Consider the following 24,088-nt stretch of genomic DNA (forward strand, 5'->3'; position numbering starts at 1 on the left):
TACCGTTAAATCCCTAATAGATGTTTGTAAAGAATATTATCTAAGCATGTCTCTGTGGAACAAGAATTTGTCTACTGATCATCTTTTTCTTCACTAGAAACAAAACTGGTAGACCACTTAATATCTCAAGCGTTTTGCTACCGAAAAGGATAATCGGTTGACTTTCTCCGTACATATATAGCATATGGTCATGCAACTAATACATTGCTTATTTGTGTAAATCCCATCGCACTAATCACTTTATCCTAACGTTTTAAAACACAAAAAAGCCATTGAAGGATTGGGGTATAAAACCACACAATTCACCTCAAGAGCGGGATTTAAAAAATGAAAGGACCTTTAAATGGATTGTAAAAGGGTTTATATGTACATTAAAGAATCTTTATTATTTTCCTCATGTATGGGTTCTAATAATACTTTTTCGCATCAACGTTCGTAAACGCTTTAACTCTAATTCAATAGTATTTTCAATAAAAGAAGGTTCTTTTTTGAACATAAGCCATTGCATAAAAAATAAAGGAGCGAAAAGTTCGGTTATTTTAAATAATATAAAAATTCATTAAAAAATTAGCTGTGCTTTAAATTACTCCCTCTAATATGTCGAGAGTAAATTGAAATAGTGGTAAATAGTTCATAGATCAAAAATTATAATTTTTGATCTCCATTGACTCCATTAATTGAATAACTCACTTCAATGTTTGCATTTAATGAGTGATATACTGAACAGTACGTATCTTTCGATAATTTAATAGCACGGACCACTTTATCTTCTGGCAGTTCCCCTTCTAGTAAATAATGGATATGATAATCGGTAAATCGTTTTGGATGATTTTCTGCCCGTGATCCTTCTATTTCTATTTGAAAAGTAATTGGTTCAAATCGCATTTTTTTCAAGATCATTACAATATCAATTCCTGTGCAACCGGCTAAGGAATGTAACAGTAACTCTGTGGGTCTCGCTCCACTATTTTGTCCTCCTACTTCTTTGGCAGCATCCATTTTTATTACATGTCCTGACGGAGTAGATCCAGAAAAAGCCATTTCTCCTGACCATTTAATTATTGTCTTCAATTATTTCAACCCTTCCTTGGTGTTTTCCTATCCTTTAAACGTTCGTAGAGCTATTTAACAAAATTTCAGGTCAATTAAGTTTTTATTAGTACATAACCTACCGACTATTTTTTGTGTTGAGTCTTAGAGTACCTTAAGGACTATTCCAATTCTTATTTTACATAGTTAACATGTGAACGCCCTTGAGAGATTGTTTGACCTATATATTATGTAATATAGCTAGAAATTATTTAACCAAATTTTCACTGCTATTCTGTAATTAACAAGGATACTATGATTTGCAGGATTTTTTTATCTTTTAACTGTCATTGCAACAAGCACTACGTCTTGACCTTTTCACGACTGATACCTATCTTCAATTTATTAAGAATAGTCTCTCTGCAGGGGAAATCTTTTCATGCAAAAAAGGAGTAAGGAAAACTCTCTACTCCTTTTTATATTTAGGATGTTAATTAACTATTTTACGTTTTTTTCTAAGCCAAAACAGTATTGGACTAAACCCTCTTTTTAAAAATCTAAAATAAAAGTTGATCACATTTAACATTCCAGTCTGGATTTCCGACTAATAATAGAACCTATTTTGAAAAAATATTGAAATTCAAAATAGGTTCTTTATGTTAATTCAGGCATCTAGTTTGTTTAATGCTTCTTCAACTAAAGCACCTGATTGTTGAAGGTCTGATAGCTTTAAGTATAAATCTACATAAAAAAAGCCAACAAGTTGTTGATTCTATGGTAATTAAAAAGTAGAAGCTAAATCTTTTGCTCTTGTAATAGCATTTTCTTTAATTTCTTGTGCTTTATCAGGCATTGCAGCATGTCCTTCAACGAATAATCCTTCAAATGAAGGAACTCCGAAGAATTGCATTATGATATTTAGATATCGGTGTCCCATTTCCATTTCAGCTGCTGGTCCTTCGGAATAAATTCCACCACGAGCTTGAATATGCAATGCTTTCTTGTCAGTTAAAAGGCCAACTGGACCTTTGTCGGTATATTTAAATGTTTTTCCTGCAACAGAAACAGAATCAATATATGCTTTTAATACTGGTGGGAATGAAAAATTCCATAATGGTGTTACAAATATATATTTATCGGCAACAATGAATTGCTCACATAATTCTGAGAGTCGACCAACTTTAGTTTTCTCTTCCGACGAAAGTTCTTCAAATCCCTTTCCAGATTGAAGTTTTCCCCAACCACTGAAAACATCCACATCAATTTCAGGAATATTTTCTTTATAAAGGTCAATATTCACAATTTCATGGCTAGGATTTACTTCTTTATAAGTTTCAATAAATGTTTTTCCAACGGCCATACTGTAAGATTGAGTTTCATCATTCGGATGAGCTGTGATGTATAATACCTTTGTCATTCTGCATCTTTCCTTCCCTTTTACATATTTGAACATTCTAGTTTGTCTAAGTAATTTAACATTTATACAATTACCTCTAGCTAAAATATCATTAATTTTAGGTAGTTATATCTTCTACTTTGTATCAAAAAGGAATCTTGCCATAAAAGGTAAATAACTAATGTAACTAAAAAAGACACAATTCCTTGTACAAGAATTACGCCTAGTTAAAAATCACAACATTATAAAGGGCAGCTGAATATTTTCGCGAAAATTGAATAAAAGGAGCCCATTAAAAATGAAACTGTCTAAATTATATAGTCACATGCAAAAACGATACTTCTAAACCTAAAACCCAGGCTAAGACATTTTACGGAAATAAAATGGAAACTTCCTTACAAGAAAAAAGAGAGAACATTAATTGCCACTCTTCCTTTTATTTCTAAATATCACTTAGCTATTAAAGATACATGATCTGCAGTTGCCCAATTGTTTATAGGTACTACTTTATATTTTACACCAGACTTAATTTTCAACATCGCCTTTCTTTATCAAAACATTTGGGATATGGGAGTACTCATTCTTCAGATGGAATACTTGTAAAGACAAGAGGAAGATGCAAGCTTGTTGCTTACATTTTCCTAAAAAATTATTTGGATTGTGTCTTTTCTTCTTTCTCATCTGGAGAAATCAAATCTTTGGTAGAGTTTTTAAATTCTCTTAATGTGCTACCAAAAGCACGTCCAATTTCGGGCAACTTAGATGGTCCAAATATGATGAGGGCAATGACTAAAATCAATATCAATCCAGGCATCCCAATATTTTGAAACATTGTGTATCCTCCTTAAAATTTAATTCCTTTTTTCTTCGGTCTAAAACGTAACAAACTCTCAGTTTCTATATTGGCTGTCTCTCTTAAAATAGTAAACCAGAAGTTACGGCTGCAAGGGCTGCAGCACCTGTTCCCATATATGTAAAAATGGTACGCCGATTTCACGGTTTGTTTTCCATCAGGTTGTCCTCTTGTATTTCTCCTGAAAGCTAAAGTTATATTAGAGAGTAGCTAATGCTTTTGTTTTTCCCTCTATTTTCAAGAATGTTTTACTCATATTCCCAAATGAATCTATCGCATATACTTCGATATCATAACTTATACCTGGCTGCAATCCCTTAACTGGCAGAACGAATGGGTTGGGTATAGGATCTTTGTAGAATTCTGAGAAAGCCCGAAACTCTTTCGCTATTTGTCCTGTTTGTTTGTTCTTCGCCACTACTTTATAAGAATGTACCAGTAAATTATCATTTGCCTGAGTAAACATGATATTCATCTCAGTACTAGTTGTGTCAAGAACCGTAATGCTTGCTCCTTTAGGGAAATGAGGTTTTACTTGCTCTCTCATTTCTGTATATTTAAATGTATTTTTTTTAGCGGGATAGTCAATTACCCATGGCTCGCCTATCCAATTATTTTGATTAAAGTCACGACGATGAATGTTCACTTTGTTTCCATGAACCTCTACAATTAGACCCTGACTAAAGGTTTCGGATCCTTTAGGTAATTCTCCTTGAAGATACCCAGCCTCTACCCACATATTTTTTAGAGAAGCTGTTGCAACAGAGGTAAAATCCTTTTGATGGATTGCTCTTGGTTCATCCAATGGATAATGTGTGTGACCGGAAAACGTAATTACTTGCGGATATTCTTTTAGAGTGTTATACAGTAACTCTCTGTTAACTTCGAATCCCCATTCACTCCCGTATACTGTATTTTTGATAGGCTGATGCAGAAACACAAATATCGGTTTCTTAGGATCATCTTGTTTCGCCTGCTGCAGTTGCTCCCCTAACCACGCAATTTGTTGTTCTGAAAAGTATCCTTCTGTCTTTCCATTTTCAGTGCCAAGAACTATGAAATGAAACCCTTTGATTACCTTATGGTAGAAAATAGACTCCATCCCCATTTTCTTTAAAAACAGTTTTTGGGCATCTGTTACAGATAAACCATTCCAATAGTCATGATTTCCTATCGCAAACAAAGAAGCGGCCTGCGTTTGTTTTTTTGCATTATAAAGAGCCACAAAGCGATCATACTCTTCCGTAAATCCATTTTCTGTTAAATCCCCAACAACAACAAGAGCATCTTGTTTTGGCACCAACTCATTCAATTGATGCAATGCGCTACCCAACTTTTGCAGATCGGTTGTACCACTCTTCAACATATGCACATCACTAATAACAGGAAACACCAAATCAGGATTTTTGTGTAAACCGAACTTTGATGCTTTTTCGACATGCGATGCTGCTTCGGCCTCAAGTCCATTTAGTGAGTTTACTAGCGATAATCCAAGAGTAAGCCCGGCAATCTTCGTTGTACCTCCCAAAAAACTACGTCGATCCATTCCCTTTTCTAAGATAGTATTTGACAATTTTTCAGTTTCGTTTTTTAGTTGCTCATCTTTCATTGCTACTCCTCTTTTCACAATATGATTTTATTGATTTCAATTAAGACCAATCTAATGAAATTTCTAAAAATTTATGTAAGTAAAGCAAATTCCAAGGTACTTTTAGTTTATTTTATATATAATAAATCATTGAAATTTTGGTAATAAGAATGTATTCATATCATGGAACCCGCCACTCAATCCCCCTCTTATATTCATTTTTTCAGTAGAAAAATTCACTCCTAAAGTTAGTAACGCAAATTGTGTATCACTTACTTTGAAAACTCTAAAAAGAAGGAATAAAATTTTCTAATTTGAATTCTGTATCTTCCTATATGAAAGATCTAGAGGAACTAAGACTTGTTTGTCGGTACAGTATTTATTGTCTATGCGAGGTAATAATAACGGAAAAATTGTTAATGCTTGTATTGATTTGTTTCCGACCATCATTTGCTCTCTACAAAGCCCACAATAAAACAACTTTTCCACAAACGGCCTACTTCCAACTCAATATTACTTATTAATTATTAAGCTAACGTTAATGTGAAGTGTATTTTTTTGATTTTGTTGTTAATTCAAACAAATAATTCCATGTTCATTTTTTAAACTAATAAAAAGAGGAAAAGCCAACATTCACTTTTCCTCAATGTAACATGGTATGATTTCTATTTATTCACAATCTCAATTCCTTCTTTTCGTACCTCTGCAATACTTTTTCCGACAGCTTAGAATCTGAAATAATACGGTTAATCCTATCAAACTGGCAAACCTTAAATAAGGATGCAACATCAAATTTACCCGGCAATAGTTATACTTCTCTTTATTAATGGTTTTTAGCTTCTGTTACCTTCAGAAACCAATAGTATATTATTCTTAACGATTTATTCATGAATAACATAGTGAATGAAGTACAAAGTTTAAGTAGCCAGATTCAATCTTTAAGTAATACCCTCCTTTAATAAGTTGATATCTTCTAGATTCATGTTATTCAAAAAAGCAGAGAGCCTGCTCTCTGCTTTCAACTTACATGTAAATTTTCACCACTTCACTGACTTTTCCTTATTCCTGCGACTGAGTTTCCAATGATTTCGTTTCTATCTTTTGATTGTACAATGGCAAAATGAAAAACATCCCAATAATAAAAAAGAATGCCGCTGTTTCAAATATAGCGACGAGTGAAAATTGTTCTTTCAACACTCCTGCCGCACTCATAGTCAAAACCATCGAACCAGTGAATAATGGGCTTAAGATTCCATTTACTCTTCCGATGAACTCGCCTTCGGTCCTCTGCAATATCAATGTATTAATTCCAATTTGAATACAAGGCAACATTAGCCCGTTAAAGAACTCTGCGGAAAGTGTAATCCAAAGGTTGGTCGACAACCCCATTACCGCTAATCCAATGGCATTCACAAGCATTCCAAAGGCCAATAACCTCTGCGGTGCCACTTTTTTAGCAAAAATCATCACTCCAGCACCGCCTAAAATCATACCAATACCATTCACCATAAATAACCATTGTAGATTTTCCTTCGGCAGACCTAATTGTTCGGTAACTAGGAAAATCGAGAGCGGCTGAATGAATCCAAGTCCGAGCCCGGCTGCCAGAAAACATAATCCTAATAGACTTAGCTCTTTTTTTCGCAACACGTAGCTCACTCCGCTTTTCATTTCCTGCCATAATGTCGTTTTTACGGTTCCTTCATCCAGTTTGCGATCTTTTGGAAGGAAAGCGAGTGCACCCGCTGATAGTAAAAACGCTAGGCCAGTAATCGCAATCGAGATGTTGATTCCGAATGATTGGAAGGCAAATGTACCCAGGATCGGGCCTAAAACCATAAATACGGCGAATACGGTCTGATATACAGACATCCCTGTTTGAATTTGACTCTCTGGCAAATGCATCTTAAATAGCTTCATGCCCGATGGCTGAGAGAATTGAGAAAGTATTGCTGAAATTAATGTTGCAAAAAATACCACTTTCCAACTTCCGAAGATAAGGGCGATAAGCACAGCAAATACCGATACTGCACTTAAAATATCACACCAAACCATCGTTTTTTTCGGGCTCCATCGGTCTGCAAACGTCCCACCAATAAATGAAAAAATAAAAATAGGTGCGAATTCAGCCACTGAAATCATTGAAATGGCAAAGGCATCACCGTTTGTTTGTTCCATAACGAATAACAAAACTGCAAAATTCCGTACCCATATCCCTATTTGTAGAAATAATCCTGAAAAGATAATGGCCCGAAATACACGATTTGTAAATAAGTTAGGTTCCTTATTACTTAATGTTACAGATGCGTTTTTCCCCAATATAAAAACCTCCTGTCAAATATCTGGACAGGAGGCAGTACAATACAAATTAAAAAGGCAAAATATCCCTGATGATGGAAGGAACACAATGATCTTTGTTTGTATTTTAATGTACAGACTAATCCTATCCAGAAAAAAGTTCGTATTTAACACGCATTTTTTCTTAAAGAATAGGATTATATATCATTGTTTAAAGGTCACCCTTCCATTTAATGTTAATTATATAATAAACGAATCATTCTGATTAATCAAGTGCAAATTTCAAAAAATAATACTATTATAGAATAATTACCAAGTATTAAGTCATGAAAATAAAAAAACAGACTTTCTTTAAGAAAGCCCGTTTATATTCTTCAACCTCATGAATAGTTGCTGAGTCTATTTTTCTGCCTCAACAGTCCTAGTTAATAATGACTTCCCCACAATCCGTCATTTCATAAGAATCCAATATTATTTATAACCACTTTCGAAATAGCCCCAACAAAAATCCAAAAAGATGCTTCTTTTTTAGCTTTCCATCAAACTTCCATGATTCGGATTTGTCTGAACAAGTAAATTGGAAGATGGCATTTGAATTTGATGCTCATGTAAAGCAGACATCATCTCAAACCTCACATTTCTTGATGTTTCAAAATAATCTTCAGGTTTTACTAGTCCAACTATGCATAGCTCATATCCAACATATTTAAGATTCGGATTTAAATCGGTAATGCCAAGATATCTAAAATCTTCTTCAGGTGTACCGTCCTCGAGCCTTAGAAGGCTTTCAGCAAACTTCTCATTACAGGTGAGGCATAATTCTTCCAACAGATGCTTCACCCTATCTGGTTTTTCTTGGTAACTCACCGTGATGCGTTCAATGATTCGCATTCTCCCTTTATTAAAATTTTGAATCGTCTTGATTTCACTGTGTGGGATAGTAAGCAGTTTTCCTGACCATTCCCGAATCTGCATGAACCGGATGCCAATTTCCTCAACCGTCCCGGAACTTGTCCCATTAAATGTAACAAAGTTCCCCACTCGAAATTCATTATCTGAAAACCTAACAAATCCCAATAAAATATCCTTAAGCATTTGTTGAGCGGCAAATCCGATAACGACCCCTACAATCCCAGCTCCAGCCAGTATTCCCTTTATGTCAATAAACTGTCCAATCAGATAAATGAGGAAAAGCGCCGAAATACCGTACCTTAGAGCAGAACGAGTAACACCCTGTATCGTTCTTTCGACTTCTTCCTCAAAAAAATTAGACCTTCTAAAGAACCATTCAACCATTTTGTTTAATATATAATAACCGGCCAATAACAGTAGAGCTATTATAAAAAGCCTCAATAATAAGAATTCTTTCAAATAATCCAAAGCCCGCTCTGTAAAATTCAAAATATCCATGTTCCCACCTTCGTTTCCACTCTTATTCAGAATCGATTAAAATCCAATCATCATCCTTGCCTATTATCCCTTTATCAAGAATAAGTCTCGTTTTTAGGCGATAGGAAACCCCTCGCTTATATGGTTCCTTTAATGTAGGCAGACGAAAGTTAAAAGGAATTTCATTACTTTCCCCTGAATCAATCTCACTTGAAGATAGAATGGTGCTCGTTTTAAGGATATCTTCCATTCCCGTAGAATGAGTATCCATAATTAAATCACATTCAATCCTCCTTATTCTTTGCTCCTGGGTACCACCCTTAATCAAGAAATACCCATTTATTAATTCACCAGATTTATACGTATTTTTGGGAAGGATTAAATCTATCTGTGCAGACCCTATCCCTAAAAGTAACAAAGATTTTCTCAGTATCAAAGAATACACTCCATTTATATTTATTTGTTTTTCATTTATCATTCCACAAGCTTAGCTTAAACAATTCTTGAAGGGCTACATTATCCGGACTACAAAAAAACCTTTACCATTTCGGTAAAGGTTTACTAATAGAAAATAGACCTTTACCACTAGGTAAGGTCTGGCTAACAACAAAATGTTGCCAACAAAGCCGAGAGCGAAGAACTCCGTATTGACGACATTGTTGTAAAAGCTACTCCCCTTAGGAGAATATATTCAAGTATATTATTTATCATACGGTAAGATTAGAAAGTTTGTCAAACCTTTTTAGTATTATGGAATTCCGGGAATAACTCCCGGAAATCACTTAGCTTACCAATGTTTACTAAAATAGGAGTATTCTTTTTAGATAAGCATGGTGTGATTAGTGGTACGTTTTCAGCGTCAAAGAAAGGTAAAAGAAATTAAAAGCAGAAAGTCATCGGGAGCTAATGGAAAGTAGGTATTCTTTATCAAATCTTATGGTTTTAAACATATTTCCTTGAATTTAGGGGCATGTCAAGTACCAATCGGAAATACAATAAAACAAGGCAGCAGTATAAGATTTTAATCCAAACAGGCCAAATTTGTAGCATCTTGTCAACCATGTATTACTTGAACCAATACGTTTACATGATTTAGGTATTGGAAGATGGATTTAATGCAAAAAATGGGTGAACGGTTATAAAAATAGCGACCAATATTCTTTGGAAAAGTGATAGTTAGGAGTGTTAAGATGGTTGGAAAGGATGATTTTGTTCAGGGATTTGTGCCAAACCATAATCATGGGTCCGTTGACTATACATCTGTTAGTGATGGCCATGTTCATCTGTGTTTAGATGTAACTTCACCTCCAGTTATGATTAAAGATGATAACCATGTGCATTACACTGAGGGTTATGTTGTCTTTGAAGATGGTCATACTCATTATTACCAGGCATATTCGGGTCCTGCTATTCCAGTAGGAAATGGAATGCATGTTCATTATTATGATTTTTATACGACTGAAGCAAACGGACATCGCCATCAGGTAAAGGGTGTTGACCAGCCAGCGCCTGGAAATAAGTAAAGTCATTCAAGCTGTTCCAATAATTATACTTTTTTATGAAGATTACCTGTATAATAACGTGCAAAAGCAGTTAGAATATGCGAATCTTACTGCTTTTATTTTTATTTATATGTTTTAATTCCTACGGCTACCTATACAATATCCAGGTCTTTCAAATCATCCAAGAAGGCCAATAATTCCTACATCAATAGATGTGAATACTCATATGGATATCTTTATAATTTGGCATACATATGGGTATTGAGGAAGTTAGTTAATATAAAAATTAACGATTGTAACTTGATGAACCTGACTAAAAGAAAACTTTAGGGTAGCGTTTTTTCTTATAAAAATATTGGTTGTAGTCTAACTCATACATAAATAACACACCCATAGGTTTAGGAAGCCAAAGTCAAACTGAAACACAATTTACAATCTTTTTAAATGCTATTCAAACGGATAGTCGGGGATCAAGCTCTATTGAAGAAATTTGAGAGCTGCATAAATAGCCCTTAAATATTTATTTCCAAGGCTTTTCCCATTACTCCATATATATAAACTAGTTACAGATATGATTTACTCAAGGTATATCAAAAAAGAGAACTGATATTGATATATCAGTTCCCTAGTAAATATTCTTCTACATTTGTGAGGGATATGAGAGGAAATTTATACTGGAAACCAAAAAAGATCAGGCCCTATTGAACCTTCCCCTTATACTTGCTTCCATCATTATGCTCTTGGTTATTCTTTTCTGACATTCGTCTTTGATATGCTTTCGTCTCCGCATTCACATGGTTTGCATCATTTGGTTCATTCTTTTTAGAACGTCCTGCACCGTTACTCATATTTATTCACCTCCCGCAACAGCTTATCATACGTTTGTAGCTTACTCTTGTCCCCCAATTTTATACGCACGTCTGAATAGTATGAGTCACTGTTTTTTAAGGATACTGAACATGAAATTTCTAAAGAATCTATAGAAACTATGCAAATTCCCTCATTTGCACTTTAAATAGAGAAACAATCATAAAAAAACTTGCTTCTAAAGAAGAGCTGAGCATTTACCTCGACTCTATTCATAATGTTACCGCTATCTATTTTGAAACATTTATTAAGTAATGTGATTTCAGTAGATTAGAAGTAAGTTCCACTACATCCGCCTTTGATTTAATTTTTACCTTTTTGGTAATAAAGTATTTCGCATCAAATGTTTTATCACTGACAAAGTCCCTAATATCTCCTGCTTGTCCGCAATAAAGTAGCGTGCATCAAACATTTTATCACTAACAAAATCCTTCGTATCTATCGCTCTGTCGACAATAAAGTTTTTGGTGTCACTCGCTTTATCCGTAACATAATATGCTGCATCCTCTACTAAGTCCTTCACATCACTTGCCTTATCAGCAATAATATATTTTGTATCGAGTACCTTATCCTTGACAAAGTCTTTCGCATCTTCCGCCTTGTCAACAACAAAATATTTTACATCATCTAATTTATAGCTTACTGAATTTTTCATATCGCGAAGTTTATTAAAAAATCCCATCGTCTCTCCCCTAACCGAAATGTAACGTTACAGATTTATCACGCATTATTGTCTTTAATCCGACGCGGTCTTCATAAGGAAGAGCAAGTTGCATTTCTTTAATGGCGCGCATTACAACTGCATTTTTCTCGGCTGTTGTTGCCGCTTTAGTAAGACTAGACGACATGTTGTGGACTATCATATGCTGTCATACTTCTTTATTTTTTGTTATAATATGTATTTTTTTAAAAACATTACAAAAGTCTCATTGATAGCGCTTACATACTAGCCATATACTAAACTAGTATTCTATTTTTGGGGAGGCGAAGGAGTTTGAAAAAAGGAACGAAGATTTTAGGAGCTTCTTTATTGGCAGGGAGTTTACTGTTTTCATCACATTCTGTTATGGCAATCCAGGGTGAAAACCCGTCCGAGCATGCATTTGACAATAAAGTGATCAAACGAATCGATGTTGAAAAAATCTACCAGAATCTTTCACATTTAGCTGTAAATATTGGACCACGGGTAGCCGGAACACAAAGTGAACAAACGACTGTAGATTACATAACTGGTAAATTTAAGGAGTATGGACTTAACGAAGTAGAGGTCCAGCCTTTTCATTTTATTAAGGACTATAAACACCCAAGCTCTGTTTCCTTAAAAGTAAATGGGTGTAATTATGAAACGGCCGCCTTCCGCTTTTCCAATAACACACCTTCCGGTGGAGTGTCAGCAGAGCTTGTGTACGCAGGTTTAGGAACGACGGCAGAGGTAGCTCATGCTTCGGTAGAAGGAAAAATCGCCTTAATTAAAAGAGGCACGATCCCATTTACAGAAAAAATGGATAATGCAAAAAAAGCCGGAGCGATCGGAGTCGTGTTCATTAATACAGATAATTCCACGCCGCTATTTAGCTTGCCGGCAAATGAGAGTAATCTACCTGTACTATTTATGAAAAAGAGCGATGGTGATGAGTTAATTTCTTCTCTGCAAGGCAATAACCTGACAGCAAATATGTCTGTTGAAGGAGCAGAGTTTGTAAAAGCCACTTCTCACAATGTGATTGCCACGAAAAAACCGATGAAAAATAAGGATACGAATCAAATTATTATAGTTGGCGCGCATCATGACTCTGTTTCTGTTTCATCAGGAGCCAGTGATAATGCATCAGGTACATCCATTGTGCTGGAACTGGCAAGAGTCCTGGAAAATGCACCTTCTGATACAGAAATCAGGTTTATTACCTTTGGCGCAGAGGAGAACGGATTATTAGGCTCCAAGCATTATGCACAAAGCCTTACGAAAGATGAGATTAACAGAACGGTAGCGATGTTTAATATGGATATGGTGGGCAGCAAAAATGCCGGCGAATTTGCCATGTTTACGTACGATGGAAAACCAAATACAGTCACGACATTAGGAAATTCAGCAGGAACAAGGCTTTATGATGCCATTCCTTATAATCAAATTGGAAGAAGTGACCACCAGCCATTCACAGAAGTAGGTATTCCTGCCGCGGTGTTTACGTATGCTCCATTGGAGCCGGAATACCATACGGCAAAGGATACAATTGAGCTGATCAGTAAGGAAAAATTGTTAAAGACGGCTCAAGTGCTCGGTGCAGCAGTCTATCAAGCAGCCCGTCCGGACACACCGGCACTGGAAAGGTCCAATGTAGCACCTGTACCGGTTGAGGCAGAATATGATGAGGATTTACATTTATAATTCTTTTTTCTAATTTACTAGAACCACAGGATAGAATAGTTTCCTAATAGAAAAGACAAGAGACATCCATATTAAACGATGTCTCTTGTCCTTCTATTTAGCTGCTTTTTTAATTTACTGGACCCTATCGTCAATCTCAAATCGCTTTAGCTATTTCGCATTAACAAGATAATATAAAAACCAAACGGCATGATTTTGTTCATCTGCTGCCGCTCGGCGAAAGGCCTCTTTAATACTTGGGTTCGTTACTTCATCTGCAATTCCCAAATAAAAAATCAACTGTTTCCTGTTCATCTTTTAAAAAGAATTCCAATCCGTCGATATACTATTCTCGACACTCTTCACTGACGACCTGTTAAATCGGCATAAATCTATAGCTGCTTTTATCTAAGCGACAAATCCCTTCAATCAAGTGAAGAATTGTAATATTTAGCGATAACACAAAATGATATAAGGTTTCCTCATCCTTTATTTAGGTAAAATAACAATCGCATCCCCAATCGGACGTTCACCGGCCGCATCGGATGTACGATTCACCAATTTGGAGCCTACTGTCATAGTCGTAGAACCTCCGCCATCCAAGTTTACTGCATCAACCGCCCCGAGAGCTTTCATGAGACGGGCACTCTCTTTAAAATTTGCTCCCACACTATAAAATGGCTGACGTCCATCAACCGTAACCAAGAGAATTTTCCCTTTTTCAGTGACCCCTGCAAGAGTTCGGGGATTTCTACGCTCTCCAAATTTATAGTAGAATTCTGGATTTTCGCTCCAATTGAACCCCTCTTTTACCGCATTAATCTTCTCTTTACCGTCATGCAGCAATTGCGGCCCACCATTGACAATACTAATTTTCGGTGCCGCCTTAAGTGGTTGTTTATCAGCAAGAATCCTGGTATTCACTTTCAGTTTTGCACCTAGCTTCGCATGGGCCAAAAGCCAATTAGCGGCATCGCCTGTACCTGCTAGGACGGAGCCTTTAAGCGGAATGAAGCTGCCTCTGCTTTTGCGTACTTCTGTAACTTCACCCTTTGAATTTAAATTAACTTCCACTCCATCCCCAGGCTCAGTTTTAGCACCATAGGAGGTTGTAAATTGAATAAGTTCCCCAGAATCCGTACAAGTGAAATCATGCTTTGCAAAGTTTAAATTATCACCAATGCCTCCACATCCACGGATCAGGCCAGGTTTACGGTTAAGGCCATCCAATTCTCTCTTTGCAGCATCAGATGCCGTAACTGAAAGTTTAGTTTCTACTGAAGCTATCTGTGCCCTATTTCCAGATAAAACCAGGCTTGTCCTGCCATTTACCGCTTCGCTAATGAGCTCGCCACCAATCATGGACGCACCAGCAAGATCCCCTTCTGTACCATCACTCGGTCCCATTACAAAATATCCACCGTTTACAGTCGCTATCGCACCAGTACGGGCTGAAATGCTAGTTAATTTTTCCTTCCCGGGTACTATCTCAGTTCCCAGTTCAGATAAAACTTTTCCTTTAAACTTCTTTGGATCGATTTCTAAAATATTCACAACCCAAGGGCCCGTAGATTTCCCTCCATCTTCAGCCGAAAAAACAACGCGTGAATTACCATATCCTTTTCCTTTTAATTCATCTCTTAATTTGTTGGCATCTCTCTCCGCTTTAAATGATCCAACACGTACAAGGTATCCAAGCGGACCTTGTTCATGATCGTCGGCAGGCCGTTCTGAAATTTTCTTAACTTTGGACTCGTAACCTTTTGAATCCAGTTGAATTTTCACCTTATTAGCTTCTTCCTTGGTTTTGTAAAATCCCACATCAATGATAAAGACATCTTTTTCCGAACTGGCCCCACGGATGATATGCGTATAGGTTAAGCCCTGCGTAATCTTTGTTTGATCCCGGGTTTCCGCAAGATTAGAATTCCCTAGAGGAAGAGCTTGTTCCTTCACAGACGCGGCTTGTACAACACTTGATGGCAAGTCTAACGTTAAAATCGAACCAGCTGTTAATGCCATTGCTGAAAATAAACCTTTACTGACAAGCCTTTGAAAAATTTTCATTGAATTTTTCTTCATTTTTCGACCCCTCCCCCTAATAGAACACCTTGTGTTCCGTCGGTTTCATTATCCTAATCTAATGTGTAGAACCTGCTACAGACCAATGAACTTATTGTAAAGAAATGGTATGAAATGATTAAATTTTTCAAGCTTTCAGGATGTATTAGTAGTTACCAAATTGATTTAACCGAGTTTTTTTAGGTCGGTACTTTATTTTAGTGAATTTCAATGCATCCCTTGCACAAGGACTACAATGTTTTTTTGTGACTACGTGATACTTTGCAAGCCCATTCCTTCTATTAAATACAACAGGTTTTTTGAAACTTTAGAAATTGGAGAAGAATTACTGGGATTAGAATTGAGGAAAAAATTTGCTGATCTATCAGTAAGCTTCTGTTTTATTAAAGATGAGTTTCTAGAAAGTTCTCGAATTTCCGATCATTTCTGCAATTTTCGCAAAGATGAAGCATTCTAGTAGGTACCGATTCATCTTTGTTTACGTTTTCCAATTCTTCTTCTAGACCACAGAGTTCACAGATTCTCATTTTTAACCCTCCTTATCATGAAAAAATAAAAGTATTTGCTTACCAAGATTGAAAATTAATGATTTGATGTCTCGATAGTGAAGCCCGTATCTTTAATAGCTTGAAGAAAATCCTCATAAGAAGCTGCATCTTCAATAAAACTTAATGTTGCCAGCTGTTTTTGCAGACTCAACCCTCCCAAAAAACCAAGAATAAGCATACTGTGAAGGGGCAATGTGACTTTTCGAGTATCTGCCTCTACCGTTAAATGTGCAATCCGTGGCTGACTATGAAATCCCATGATATCCCTCCTTGTTCCTTTTAGATTTACCTTATTTGAAATTAATATTATTCATTATCGAGATTTTACAGTTGAGATAGAAAAAAGGGTGCATATGAACATCTAAATTGGTTACCCTTTTAGGGAATTAGTTAAGTTTCTATATATTCATATACGAACAGGGAAGGAGGCTTACAAATGGAAAAGGATACTTTGTTTCATCGAGTACAAACTATGATTATTTCTTCTACCAAAAAGCCGAAATACATCTCCATTTCCACAGTTAAAATCGCAGATCTTTTTCATGTAAATACAGAGGAGGTTGAAAGAACCCTACAGAATTAGTAAACGAAGGACGGCTACAAAAAAGACCCTACCCGAACCGCCTCATTATGAAATTTATGTACTGCCCAGAATAAGAATTTTTTCCATTCCTTGGTCAACTCGTTCACACAATGTGGTTCTTTAAGAATTAGCCAAGCTAAATTATCTTAATTTTGAAATTTAAGCTAAATAAACCATCTTTTTGAGCCTATAAATAAAAGGCTGATCTAGTAAGATCAGCCCCAGACTGTAGACAAACTCGATAAATAATTGAGTTTGTCTACAGTTTTTTTTGAGGATTTGTAAAAATTTGAACGTTGATTTCTACTTCAGGCACTCGCTTTCCACGGGCGGTCCGGGAGCCTCCTCGGCGCCATTTGCGCCTGTGGTGTCTCCCTTGGACTCGCTTTTCCCGCAGGAGTCTCGCACCTTTCTTCCAATCAACTTTGTTTTAACATTTAGATAGAACCCCTTTTTCCAACAGTCTTTTTTGTTTTAAAATAGAAGTATAAAAACTTGAGGTGATAAGGATGCTTTCTAAACTTGTTTCTATTCAGCGAGATCAACTTGAAATGATTACTTTAGATCAACTGGTGTCAGCGAACCATTTCGTTCGTAAAATTGAGGCCGCCATTGACTTCTCTTTCATTTATGACTTGGTGAAAGATATGTATTCAGAGGTAGGGCGCCCAAGAAATGATCCAGTTATTTTAGTTAAACTGACATTCATTCAATGTACCTTTGGTATTCGCTCGATGCGTAAGACCATTAAAGAGATAGAAACAAACATGGCCTATCGTTAGTTCTTAGGATACGGCTTTCATGATAAAGTACCTCACTTCTCTACCTTTTTGAAAAAACTTTAGAGCATACTCATGTAAATTCCTCTAACCAGCTCCAGTTTTTCACCCTTGGTTATGTATTGTATTATTAGAAAACCATATTTTTAGGTACTTTACCTGAATTGACCTGGCACTTCAGTTTCAATGATTTTCACATCGTATATTCCTGCTTCCGGTCTTCTAAGTGACATACGACAGGCAATTTCATCTTCCAGCATATCAATTAAAAATTCATGCATCTTTTTTGTACTAATGGCCCAACATTCGTCTGTTCACGTCGTCTTTCAACCCAGCCAATAATTAAAAAATTGGCATATCCCAAATAGTCTAAATAAAAGGATAGAAAATCTCTTTAAAGTGAATAAGAAGTGAAGTAATGAAAAATCAAGGTATGCTTCATTCTCTATTGAAGAAAATTCACAAAATTAGATACCCCTATTTTATTAAAACGCTTGTTTTTTCTGACTAGCCATAGATTTCTTGTTATATCTATTCTGGAAATACCCACTTCCCGCAAAAAACCTTGATCCAATTCCCTGGCCACTGTTAACCTTGGCAGAATACTGATTCCAAGTCCAGATTCAACCGCACTTTTTATCGCTTGTGTACTCCCAATCTCCATGTAGCTTTCTATTTTTTCTAAAACCCCGTGCTCTCTTAACATGTTTTCTACGATAAGTCGTGTCCCTGAAATGGATTCACGCCAGATCATCCTTTCATTTCCCAATTCCTCTACCTGGATTTCTTTTCTGTCTTTCCATGGGTGGTCTGATGGACAAACCAATATCAATTCGTCATCGGCGAACTTCTCCACAATAAAATCGGTATTTTCTACAAGTCCTTCCACCAAGGCTAAATCAATAACATCGTTTGATAAATCCTCTAGAACTCGGGGGGTATTTTTTATCGTTAATGTTACTTTTACTTCAGGCTGTTGTTTTTTAAATTTCCCAAGCAAACTCGGCAACAAATACTCTCCGATAGTCAAGGATGCACCTACTATGAGGTTTGTATTGTAAGCGCCCGTTGATTGCTGAATCACTTCCTTTGAATGGTTGAAGTCATTCACAATGGCTTTTGCAAAAGGGTATAACAACTTTCCTGCTTCTGTCACTCTCAGCCTCCCTTCCTCACGGTCGAATAACAAAGTGCTATAATAATTTTCCAATTGGTGAATCTGTCTTGTTACCGCGGGTTGTGATAAGAAACTTAACCTCGCTGCCTGGCTTATACTTCCTTCATCCACTACTAAACAAAACATTCTTAGATTTTCTAGTTTCAAAAGAAACCAACCTCCATGTCTTTAAATAGTTTAATAAAATGATAGCATCATATAGGTAAATGGTGAAATGGAAAAGCAGCGCTATATTCCCTGAACAGGTGAGCCTATTCAATTATTGGTGAAATTCTATATAAAACGGATAAATCTTCTAGGTATAACGTTTTGTTATACCCAATGATTTAGTTGCAATTTACCCATTCCTTTTTCTTTGATATGTTAATTATAAGATTTATATAAAGTAGCAAAGGGGAGTGACTGATGACAATGACTGGACAATGGAAAACACTGTTCCAATTATTTTGGACCTTTTTTAAAATAGCACCTGTCACATTCGGAGGCGGGTTCGCGATGATCCCTTTAATCGAAAAAGAAGTAGTGGAGAAGAGAAAATGGCTGAAAAGCGAAGAAGTTACAGATGTTTTTGCATTATCTCAGTCCGTACCGGGAGCTGTCGCTATTAACTCCGCCACCTTTATCGGCCATCGAATTGCCGGAATGAAGGGCGCAATGGCAGCCATGATTGGTGTATCATTTCCTACCTTTATAATTGTTCTACTCCTCGGCATTTTGTATTTTTTCATTCAGGACAATCCAAAGATAGAATCCGCATTTATATCGATTAGAGCTTCCATAGTAGCCATCATCGCCTATGCGGCTATCAAGATAGGAAAAACAGCTATTGTTGACAAATCAACATTCGGTATATTTATAGTAGGGATTCCAGTCCTTTTCTTCATTCACCCGGTTTTAGCTATATTATCAGGAGCAATAGCAGGGATTGTGACTATCTCTGTTAAGAGGAAATTAGGTTACAAAATCAACATGGACCGAAAAGAAAAGAAAGTAGAAGAAAATGATTTCGAATATTTCATGGGTGCAGGCATATAGGTCCATCGAAGTTGGACGATATTTTCCTGAAAAGTTATCGGTATAAACTGTTAAACTAATTTTCAAGAAAGCGTGGGATATAGAATGATAGAATTATGGGAGTTGTTTAGCACCTTCTTTATTATCGGCTTTGTATCATTCGGAGGGGGATACGCCATGATTCCCGTAATAGAATCTGAAGTCTCACAGCATGGATGGATGACGACGCAACAATTTACCGATTTAATCGCTATTGCCGGCATGTCCCCAGGTCCTATCACCATCAATAGTGCCATTCTCGTTGGCTATTCGACTGCTGGATTAGCAGGATCCATATCATCCGCTCTCGGAATCTTGCTTCCTGCTATTATACTCGTAATCGTTATAGCCACCTTCTTCAATAAATTGAATCATTATCAAGTTGTTCAATCGATGTTTTATGGATTAAGACCCATTGTCACTAGTTTAATCCTCTTTGCAGCAATCAGTTTTGCCATTTCCAATCATATGATCGCTCTAAACTTTTCGTGGCATTCGATAAGCTTATTACTCGTCTTTGGGTTATCGTTATTCTCCCTGTTGAAATTACGCTGGCATCCAGCCTATGTCATTATTCTTTCTGGTTTAGTTGGTGTTGTCCTCTATTCATAACTACTCATTCTATTTCTATAAGACTTGTACCAAAATCTAACCTTTGTAAATTCGCATTTTCCTGACGCAACTCGGATCCAATCAGGAAAATGCTTTATCTGTACTATAAGAATCAGGTATATTAAAAGTAATCTAAGAAGAAAAATTGAGTACAAAGTTACTTTGAATACTTGATATATTAACTCTGTAAACAATCTATTCAACCTATTAAATGTAGTGATGTCTTGACAATAAGAAGGCAATGAATAACCGTACCATTCTATTCATCGTTCCGATATAGAACAAAAGCTTTTTCTACTTCTTGATCACGTCTTAAAGCGTGTTAGTTTCCTACAAGGCAAAAGGGAGAAATAATAAAATAAAAGCAGCCGAACGAGGCTGTTGACAAATAGACCAGATACTTTTTTAAAAATGCTGCCCATTGGTTATTTATTAAATGTTCAGTTTGAATGTGACCTTGAACAGGAAGTGATTTTAAATATTATTAATCGTTGGTTTCTGGGACTAGATCTATCTGAATCGCATACCTGACCACTCGACTTTTGCAACTGTCTTTTCATAAAACCCCTCTTTCTTTAAAAGATAATATAATAGAAAATAAACTCAGGGTAAATCTGTCCGTTCGCATGACCGCCCATTAGACGACCAAGGTAAAAAGAGGTAAAATATATTCTACCCCCAGATTTATACAAAATTCAGTTTTTATTTTGGTTATTTTTAAACATCGTATTTACAAAGCTTATATTATAAATACCTATCCCCAGAAGATCCCTCAAATAATGGACTTAATAATGTTTTGTCTATAATATCCCTTATATTTAACGAATTGCTTATTTTATTTGAAGTTCTATAATTTATTTAGTGGGGGATTTTTATATATAATTCTTTACCACTTTATTTCTTATCACTTTTATTTATGCAAAATTTCATTTCGTTAAAACATGTTTTTTTAAAAATAACCCATTTTGTTATTAACCTATATAAATAACAAGAAAGATACATAAAAATAATGAAGATTAAGATGGAATACAGGGAAGGTATAAAGAAAATACAACGATTAGAAGGATTAAATATACCATCCTGGATTTCTTTCCTTTTCCTTGAATATTGAAGAGTAGCCAGTACTCCTATTATAAAACCAACGATACGGGCAAAGATGCCGAGGAATATCGCTACGTTATTAATACTATGATTCGAGTTAATTTTAATCGTAAAATGCAAAGACCTGGTCAAAACCCTACTCCGACAATAGATACACTAGTCCGTATCCAAGCTAAATACGTTCTTTCATTCGCTAAATGCTGCTGTGCAAATTTTACACTAGCGCCTGCCCCTTCTTCCATTTATTTAATGCTTCCATAAATGGTTACCTTCCGCTTTCCTTTTCTTGATAGTCTCGTATACTGTGAAGTAGCTTTTTTAGTGCTTTTAAAACAACAAATACTCCCGGCTTGATGTTATTGCTTTACTAAATAATCTAGTATCGCTTGAAATGCGTCTATTCCCACTGAATTAGGAGAATGATAGGAAGATAATTTAACAATCACTGTATCGGCTTTTGGGGCAATGTGTATTTGCTGATCAAACTTCCCTCGAGCTGAATACCCCCCGTATCGATCATGGCTAATCCACCATTTATTATAATAAGAAAATCCTAAAAGATAATGATGGCTACTTTCCGCAAGATATTTTTGATTCCCACCTTTTTGAATATCCCTAATCATATGTTCCGGAATGATTTGTTGGCCATTGTAGTAACCATTATTTCGCATCATTTCGCCAAATCTTGCCAAATCACGCAATGTAGCCCGCATACCGCCACTGGCTATATCCGTACCGATTTGATCCAAGTGCATCAAGGCGTTTTCTTCTACCCCCAATTTAGACCAGATGAATTCTTGTATTAATTCTGCTAAGTTTTTCCCTGTCAAACGTTTGACAATCCATCCCAATGTTTCTGTTTGTCCGTTCTCATACTTAAATACAGTACCAGGTAGTTTATCTTTTTTACTCGATATCATAAATTCGTATAGGTTTTCCGGCCCATTATAGTTATCTGGCTTTGGCATTGAACCGGATGCAATGAAAATCGGTGTCCCCCGGCCTATCCCCATTGGCGTGTCAGCTTCCATATATTTCACAGGAACTTGCATATCTAGCAATTGCTGAATAGTTCCCACACCAAGTCCTGTTCCTTCTAACTCTGGAACGTAGAAGGAAGCTTTTTTATTTAAATCCAATACTCCTTCATCAGAAAGCAAACTAACAATCAAGCCGACAAATGATTTTGTCGCGGAGTTCAATGCATGCGGCTGATATGATTTATATCCATTAAAATAGTTCTCGTATAAAACTTCTCCTTTATGCATCACTAAAAAAGCATCTGTGTTCGTTCGCTCAAGATACGATAAAACACTTTCAGCATTGGTAACGTTTATCTTTTCTAAATCTAATGAATCTTTAGCATATGATAATGGGGTGGGACTATGGTTTCCTCTCCAGATAATACGGTTGGAACTTAGTTCCCCGCTATGACAATACCCTTGCAAACTTTTTTGAGTAGTAAACCAATTATCCTTCGTCACGATATCCTCTGAATTTGGCGGAAAAACCTTCATATCATTCTTTGTAATGGACTGCATGACAAATCCCTCCTATTCATTAAAAAGAATGCTCTATAAGCACGTCTTCTTTTGTTTCTTTGACTTTATTTTTAATCGTTATTGATGCAATGGCCCCTGCCAATGCAGCAGTGATTAAAAACCAGGAAGCAGCATTGTATGAACCCTTGAAAAGAGTAAGAACAAATCCAATGACAACGGGAGAAATCCCTCCGGCAATTTGCCCGCCAAAACTGACAAGCCCTGTCACAGATCCAGTTAACTCCTTTGGTGAGTATTTAATGACCATCGTGTAAAGGGATGTTCCGATAAACGCGATGGAAATCGCATTAAAGGTCATATAAACAATCCCAAGGGTAACGGACGTTGCATTAAACATCATATAAAGAAAGACACCAGAAGATATGGATCCTGCTACTGCCAGATATTTTTCTCTTCCGCTCATATATTTATCTAAAATCCAGCCGTTCACATTAAACATAAGAAAAGAAGCAAGATATGGAATGGACATCAAGGCACTTACTGACAACAAATCTAAACCTTTATTTACCAAATAAGATGGCATCCAGGAAATCATACCCCAATTCACGATATTGGAAAAAAACTTAGTAAAGAAGAGCTTCCAAAAATTATTTGTTTTAAATACCTTTTTATAAGAAACCTTCTTTTGATTCTGCTTTTCGTTATTGATTTGTGCATCTGCCGGAGATTTTAGATAGACCCAAAATGCCCATGCGACTAAAACACCTATAATCCCAATGCTGACAAACATCGATCTCCATCCAAGGGAAACCACCAAAACCCCTATCGTAACGGAACCTATCGCACCACCGAACGTTTGTGCAGATAGAAAGAATGAACTTGCTCTCCCTCTTTCATTTTCGGGAAAGTTATCGGAAATCGATCGTATACTTGCAGGAAAAACACTGCCTTCCCCGATACCAAACAGGAAACGAAACAAAAGTAGTGATGCAAATGACCAAGCAAAACTCGTAAAAGTAGTAAAAAGCGAAAAAGCTAAGATGGAAAGGACTAACACTTTTCGTGACCCGTACTTATCTGTAAGCCATCCTCCTAATAGGTGCATGAAGGCGTAGCTGAAAAAGAAAATACTTAATACAAAACCTGATTCTAAAGAGTTAAGCTGTAGTTCTTTCTGAATTGGAATGATGGCTACGTTAATCGACGCTTTATCAATGTAACTTAATGTCATTCCGATAAATAGTAAAATGATAATAATGGTTTTACGCTTTTTATTGGTCGCATACGCTTGCATTCCATTCGCCCCCTTTCGCAGTATGAATCAACACTGTTAGCCGTAATCAATACTATACTTAACCAATTTC

At 36.2% G+C, this 24,088-nt stretch carries 23 protein-coding genes and 2 pseudogenes; 6 read left to right on the top strand and 19 right to left on the bottom strand.

What is annotated here, in order from left to right:
- Positions 1-645: 645 nt before the first annotated feature.
- The 7 genes from JFV29_RS14380 to JFV29_RS14410 all read right to left on the bottom strand — a co-directional run bounded on the left by JFV29_RS14380 (position 646) and on the right by JFV29_RS14410 (position 8,989).
- Positions 646-1,071 carry an OsmC family protein gene (locus JFV29_RS14380; protein WP_201184720.1) on the bottom strand — a complete coding sequence of 142 codons (426 nt, stop codon included), beginning with the start codon at positions 1,069-1,071 and terminating at the stop codon, positions 646-648.
- Positions 1,072-1,810: 739 nt separating this feature from the next.
- A complete protein-coding gene (locus tag JFV29_RS14385; protein WP_201184722.1) occupies positions 1,811-2,446 on the bottom strand; it encodes an FMN-dependent NADH-azoreductase in 636 nt (211 codons plus the stop codon).
- Between the two features lie 628 nt (positions 2,447-3,074).
- Positions 3,075-3,257 (bottom strand): twin-arginine translocase TatA/TatE family subunit, encoded by a 183-nt coding sequence (locus tag JFV29_RS14390; RefSeq protein WP_201184724.1) that lies wholly within the window; start codon positions 3,255-3,257, stop codon positions 3,075-3,077.
- A gap of 220 nt (positions 3,258-3,477) precedes the next feature.
- A complete protein-coding gene (locus JFV29_RS14395) occupies positions 3,478-4,887 on the bottom strand; it encodes a metallophosphoesterase (RefSeq protein ID WP_201184726.1) in 1,410 nt (469 codons plus the stop codon).
- A gap of 1,038 nt (positions 4,888-5,925) precedes the next feature.
- Positions 5,926-7,185 carry an MFS transporter gene (locus tag JFV29_RS14400; protein ID WP_201184728.1) on the bottom strand — a complete coding sequence of 420 codons (1,260 nt, stop codon included), beginning with the start codon at positions 7,183-7,185 and terminating at the stop codon, positions 5,926-5,928.
- Between the two features lie 507 nt (positions 7,186-7,692).
- Positions 7,693-8,574 carry a mechanosensitive ion channel family protein gene (locus JFV29_RS14405; RefSeq protein ID WP_201184730.1) on the bottom strand — a complete coding sequence of 294 codons (882 nt, stop codon included), beginning with the start codon at positions 8,572-8,574 and terminating at the stop codon, positions 7,693-7,695.
- A 22-nt stretch (positions 8,575-8,596) separates the two neighbouring features.
- Entirely contained in the window at positions 8,597-8,989 is a 393-nt protein-coding gene (locus JFV29_RS14410; RefSeq protein ID WP_223305511.1) for a sporulation protein, read from the bottom strand.
- Positions 8,990-9,743: 754 nt separating this feature from the next.
- Here JFV29_RS14410 and JFV29_RS14415 point away from each other — a divergent pair.
- A complete protein-coding gene (locus JFV29_RS14415; RefSeq protein ID WP_201184733.1) occupies positions 9,744-10,076 on the top strand; it encodes a YmaF family protein in 333 nt (110 codons plus the stop codon).
- Positions 10,077-10,753: 677 nt separating this feature from the next.
- Here the strand turns inward: JFV29_RS14415 and JFV29_RS14420 are convergent.
- The 3 genes from JFV29_RS14420 to JFV29_RS14430 all read right to left on the bottom strand — a co-directional run bounded on the left by JFV29_RS14420 (position 10,754) and on the right by JFV29_RS14430 (position 11,770).
- The gene (locus JFV29_RS14420) at positions 10,754-10,903 is read right to left on the bottom strand and encodes a hypothetical protein (RefSeq protein WP_098176179.1); all 150 of its coding nucleotides are present in this window, start codon (positions 10,901-10,903) and stop codon (positions 10,754-10,756) included.
- A 329-nt stretch (positions 10,904-11,232) separates the two neighbouring features.
- Positions 11,233-11,577, bottom strand: coding sequence for a hypothetical protein (locus JFV29_RS14425; protein WP_201184735.1), 345 nt, complete (start codon positions 11,575-11,577; stop codon positions 11,233-11,235).
- A 37-nt stretch (positions 11,578-11,614) separates the two neighbouring features.
- On the bottom strand, positions 11,615-11,770 hold the full coding sequence (locus tag JFV29_RS14430) for a hypothetical protein (protein WP_201184737.1): 156 nt from the start codon (positions 11,768-11,770) through the stop codon (positions 11,615-11,617).
- Between the two features lie 146 nt (positions 11,771-11,916).
- Here JFV29_RS14430 and JFV29_RS31125 point away from each other — a divergent pair, with 146 nt between their 5' ends.
- Positions 11,917-13,308: a DUF4910 domain-containing protein gene (locus JFV29_RS31125; RefSeq protein ID WP_201184739.1), complete on the top strand. Its 1,392-nt coding sequence runs from the start codon at positions 11,917-11,919 to the stop codon at positions 13,306-13,308.
- A gap of 150 nt (positions 13,309-13,458) precedes the next feature.
- Here the strand turns inward: JFV29_RS31125 and JFV29_RS14440 are convergent.
- From JFV29_RS14440 to JFV29_RS14455, 4 genes and pseudogenes are all read right to left on the bottom strand, one after another.
- A pseudogene (locus JFV29_RS14440) lies at positions 13,459-13,633 on the bottom strand (ferritin family protein); the annotation flags it as partial.
- 143 nt (positions 13,634-13,776) lie between these two features.
- On the bottom strand, positions 13,777-15,369 hold the full coding sequence (locus JFV29_RS14445; RefSeq protein WP_201184741.1) for a phosphodiester glycosidase family protein: 1,593 nt from the start codon (positions 15,367-15,369) through the stop codon (positions 13,777-13,779).
- 383 nt (positions 15,370-15,752) lie between these two features.
- A complete protein-coding gene (locus tag JFV29_RS14450; protein WP_201184743.1) occupies positions 15,753-15,896 on the bottom strand; it encodes a hypothetical protein in 144 nt (47 codons plus the stop codon).
- Between the two features lie 55 nt (positions 15,897-15,951).
- Entirely contained in the window at positions 15,952-16,176 is a 225-nt protein-coding gene (locus tag JFV29_RS14455; RefSeq protein ID WP_201184745.1) for a hypothetical protein, read from the bottom strand.
- A 177-nt stretch (positions 16,177-16,353) separates the two neighbouring features.
- On the opposite strand from JFV29_RS14455, the gene JFV29_RS30545 reads away from it, so the two are divergent.
- Together JFV29_RS30545 and JFV29_RS14465 are read left to right on the top strand one after the other, a co-directional pair.
- Positions 16,354-16,500 carry a hypothetical protein gene (locus JFV29_RS30545; RefSeq protein WP_242485253.1) on the top strand — a complete coding sequence of 49 codons (147 nt, stop codon included), beginning with the start codon at positions 16,354-16,356 and terminating at the stop codon, positions 16,498-16,500.
- Between the two features lie 509 nt (positions 16,501-17,009).
- Positions 17,010-17,279, top strand: a pseudogene (locus JFV29_RS14465) (transposase); the annotation flags it as partial.
- A gap of 155 nt (positions 17,280-17,434) precedes the next feature.
- Here the strand turns inward: JFV29_RS14465 and JFV29_RS31130 are convergent.
- Together JFV29_RS31130 and JFV29_RS14470 are read right to left on the bottom strand one after the other, a co-directional pair.
- The gene (locus JFV29_RS31130; RefSeq protein ID WP_274606967.1) at positions 17,435-17,560 is read right to left on the bottom strand and encodes a hypothetical protein; all 126 of its coding nucleotides are present in this window, start codon (positions 17,558-17,560) and stop codon (positions 17,435-17,437) included.
- A gap of 164 nt (positions 17,561-17,724) precedes the next feature.
- Positions 17,725-18,603 (bottom strand): LysR family transcriptional regulator, encoded by an 879-nt coding sequence (locus JFV29_RS14470; RefSeq protein WP_201184747.1) that lies wholly within the window; start codon positions 18,601-18,603, stop codon positions 17,725-17,727.
- A gap of 258 nt (positions 18,604-18,861) precedes the next feature.
- Between JFV29_RS14470 and JFV29_RS14475 the strand changes: the two genes are divergently transcribed.
- Both JFV29_RS14475 and JFV29_RS14480 read left to right on the top strand, forming a co-directional pair.
- Positions 18,862-19,491: a chromate transporter gene (locus JFV29_RS14475; RefSeq protein ID WP_242485252.1), complete on the top strand. Its 630-nt coding sequence runs from the start codon at positions 18,862-18,864 to the stop codon at positions 19,489-19,491.
- 84 nt (positions 19,492-19,575) lie between these two features.
- Positions 19,576-20,121, top strand: coding sequence for a chromate transporter (locus JFV29_RS14480; protein ID WP_207205141.1), 546 nt, complete (start codon positions 19,576-19,578; stop codon positions 20,119-20,121).
- A 1,229-nt stretch (positions 20,122-21,350) separates the two neighbouring features.
- On the opposite strand, the gene JFV29_RS30550 is transcribed toward JFV29_RS14480, so the two are convergent.
- The 3 genes from JFV29_RS30550 to JFV29_RS14495 all read right to left on the bottom strand — a co-directional run bounded on the left by JFV29_RS30550 (position 21,351) and on the right by JFV29_RS14495 (position 24,018).
- Positions 21,351-21,464, bottom strand: coding sequence for a DUF202 domain-containing protein (locus tag JFV29_RS30550; protein ID WP_242486880.1), 114 nt, complete (start codon positions 21,462-21,464; stop codon positions 21,351-21,353).
- Positions 21,465-21,578: 114 nt separating this feature from the next.
- Entirely contained in the window at positions 21,579-22,763 is a 1,185-nt protein-coding gene (locus JFV29_RS14490; RefSeq protein ID WP_201184749.1) for a serine hydrolase domain-containing protein, read from the bottom strand.
- 19 nt (positions 22,764-22,782) lie between these two features.
- Positions 22,783-24,018 carry an MFS transporter gene (locus JFV29_RS14495; RefSeq protein ID WP_201184751.1) on the bottom strand — a complete coding sequence of 412 codons (1,236 nt, stop codon included), beginning with the start codon at positions 24,016-24,018 and terminating at the stop codon, positions 22,783-22,785.
- Between the last annotated feature and the right edge of the window lie 70 nt (positions 24,019-24,088).

The sequence above is a fragment of the Peribacillus sp. TH16 genome (genome assembly GCF_016651095.1).
GTDB classification, from domain to species: domain Bacteria; phylum Bacillota; class Bacilli; order Bacillales; family DSM-1321; genus Peribacillus; species Peribacillus butanolivorans.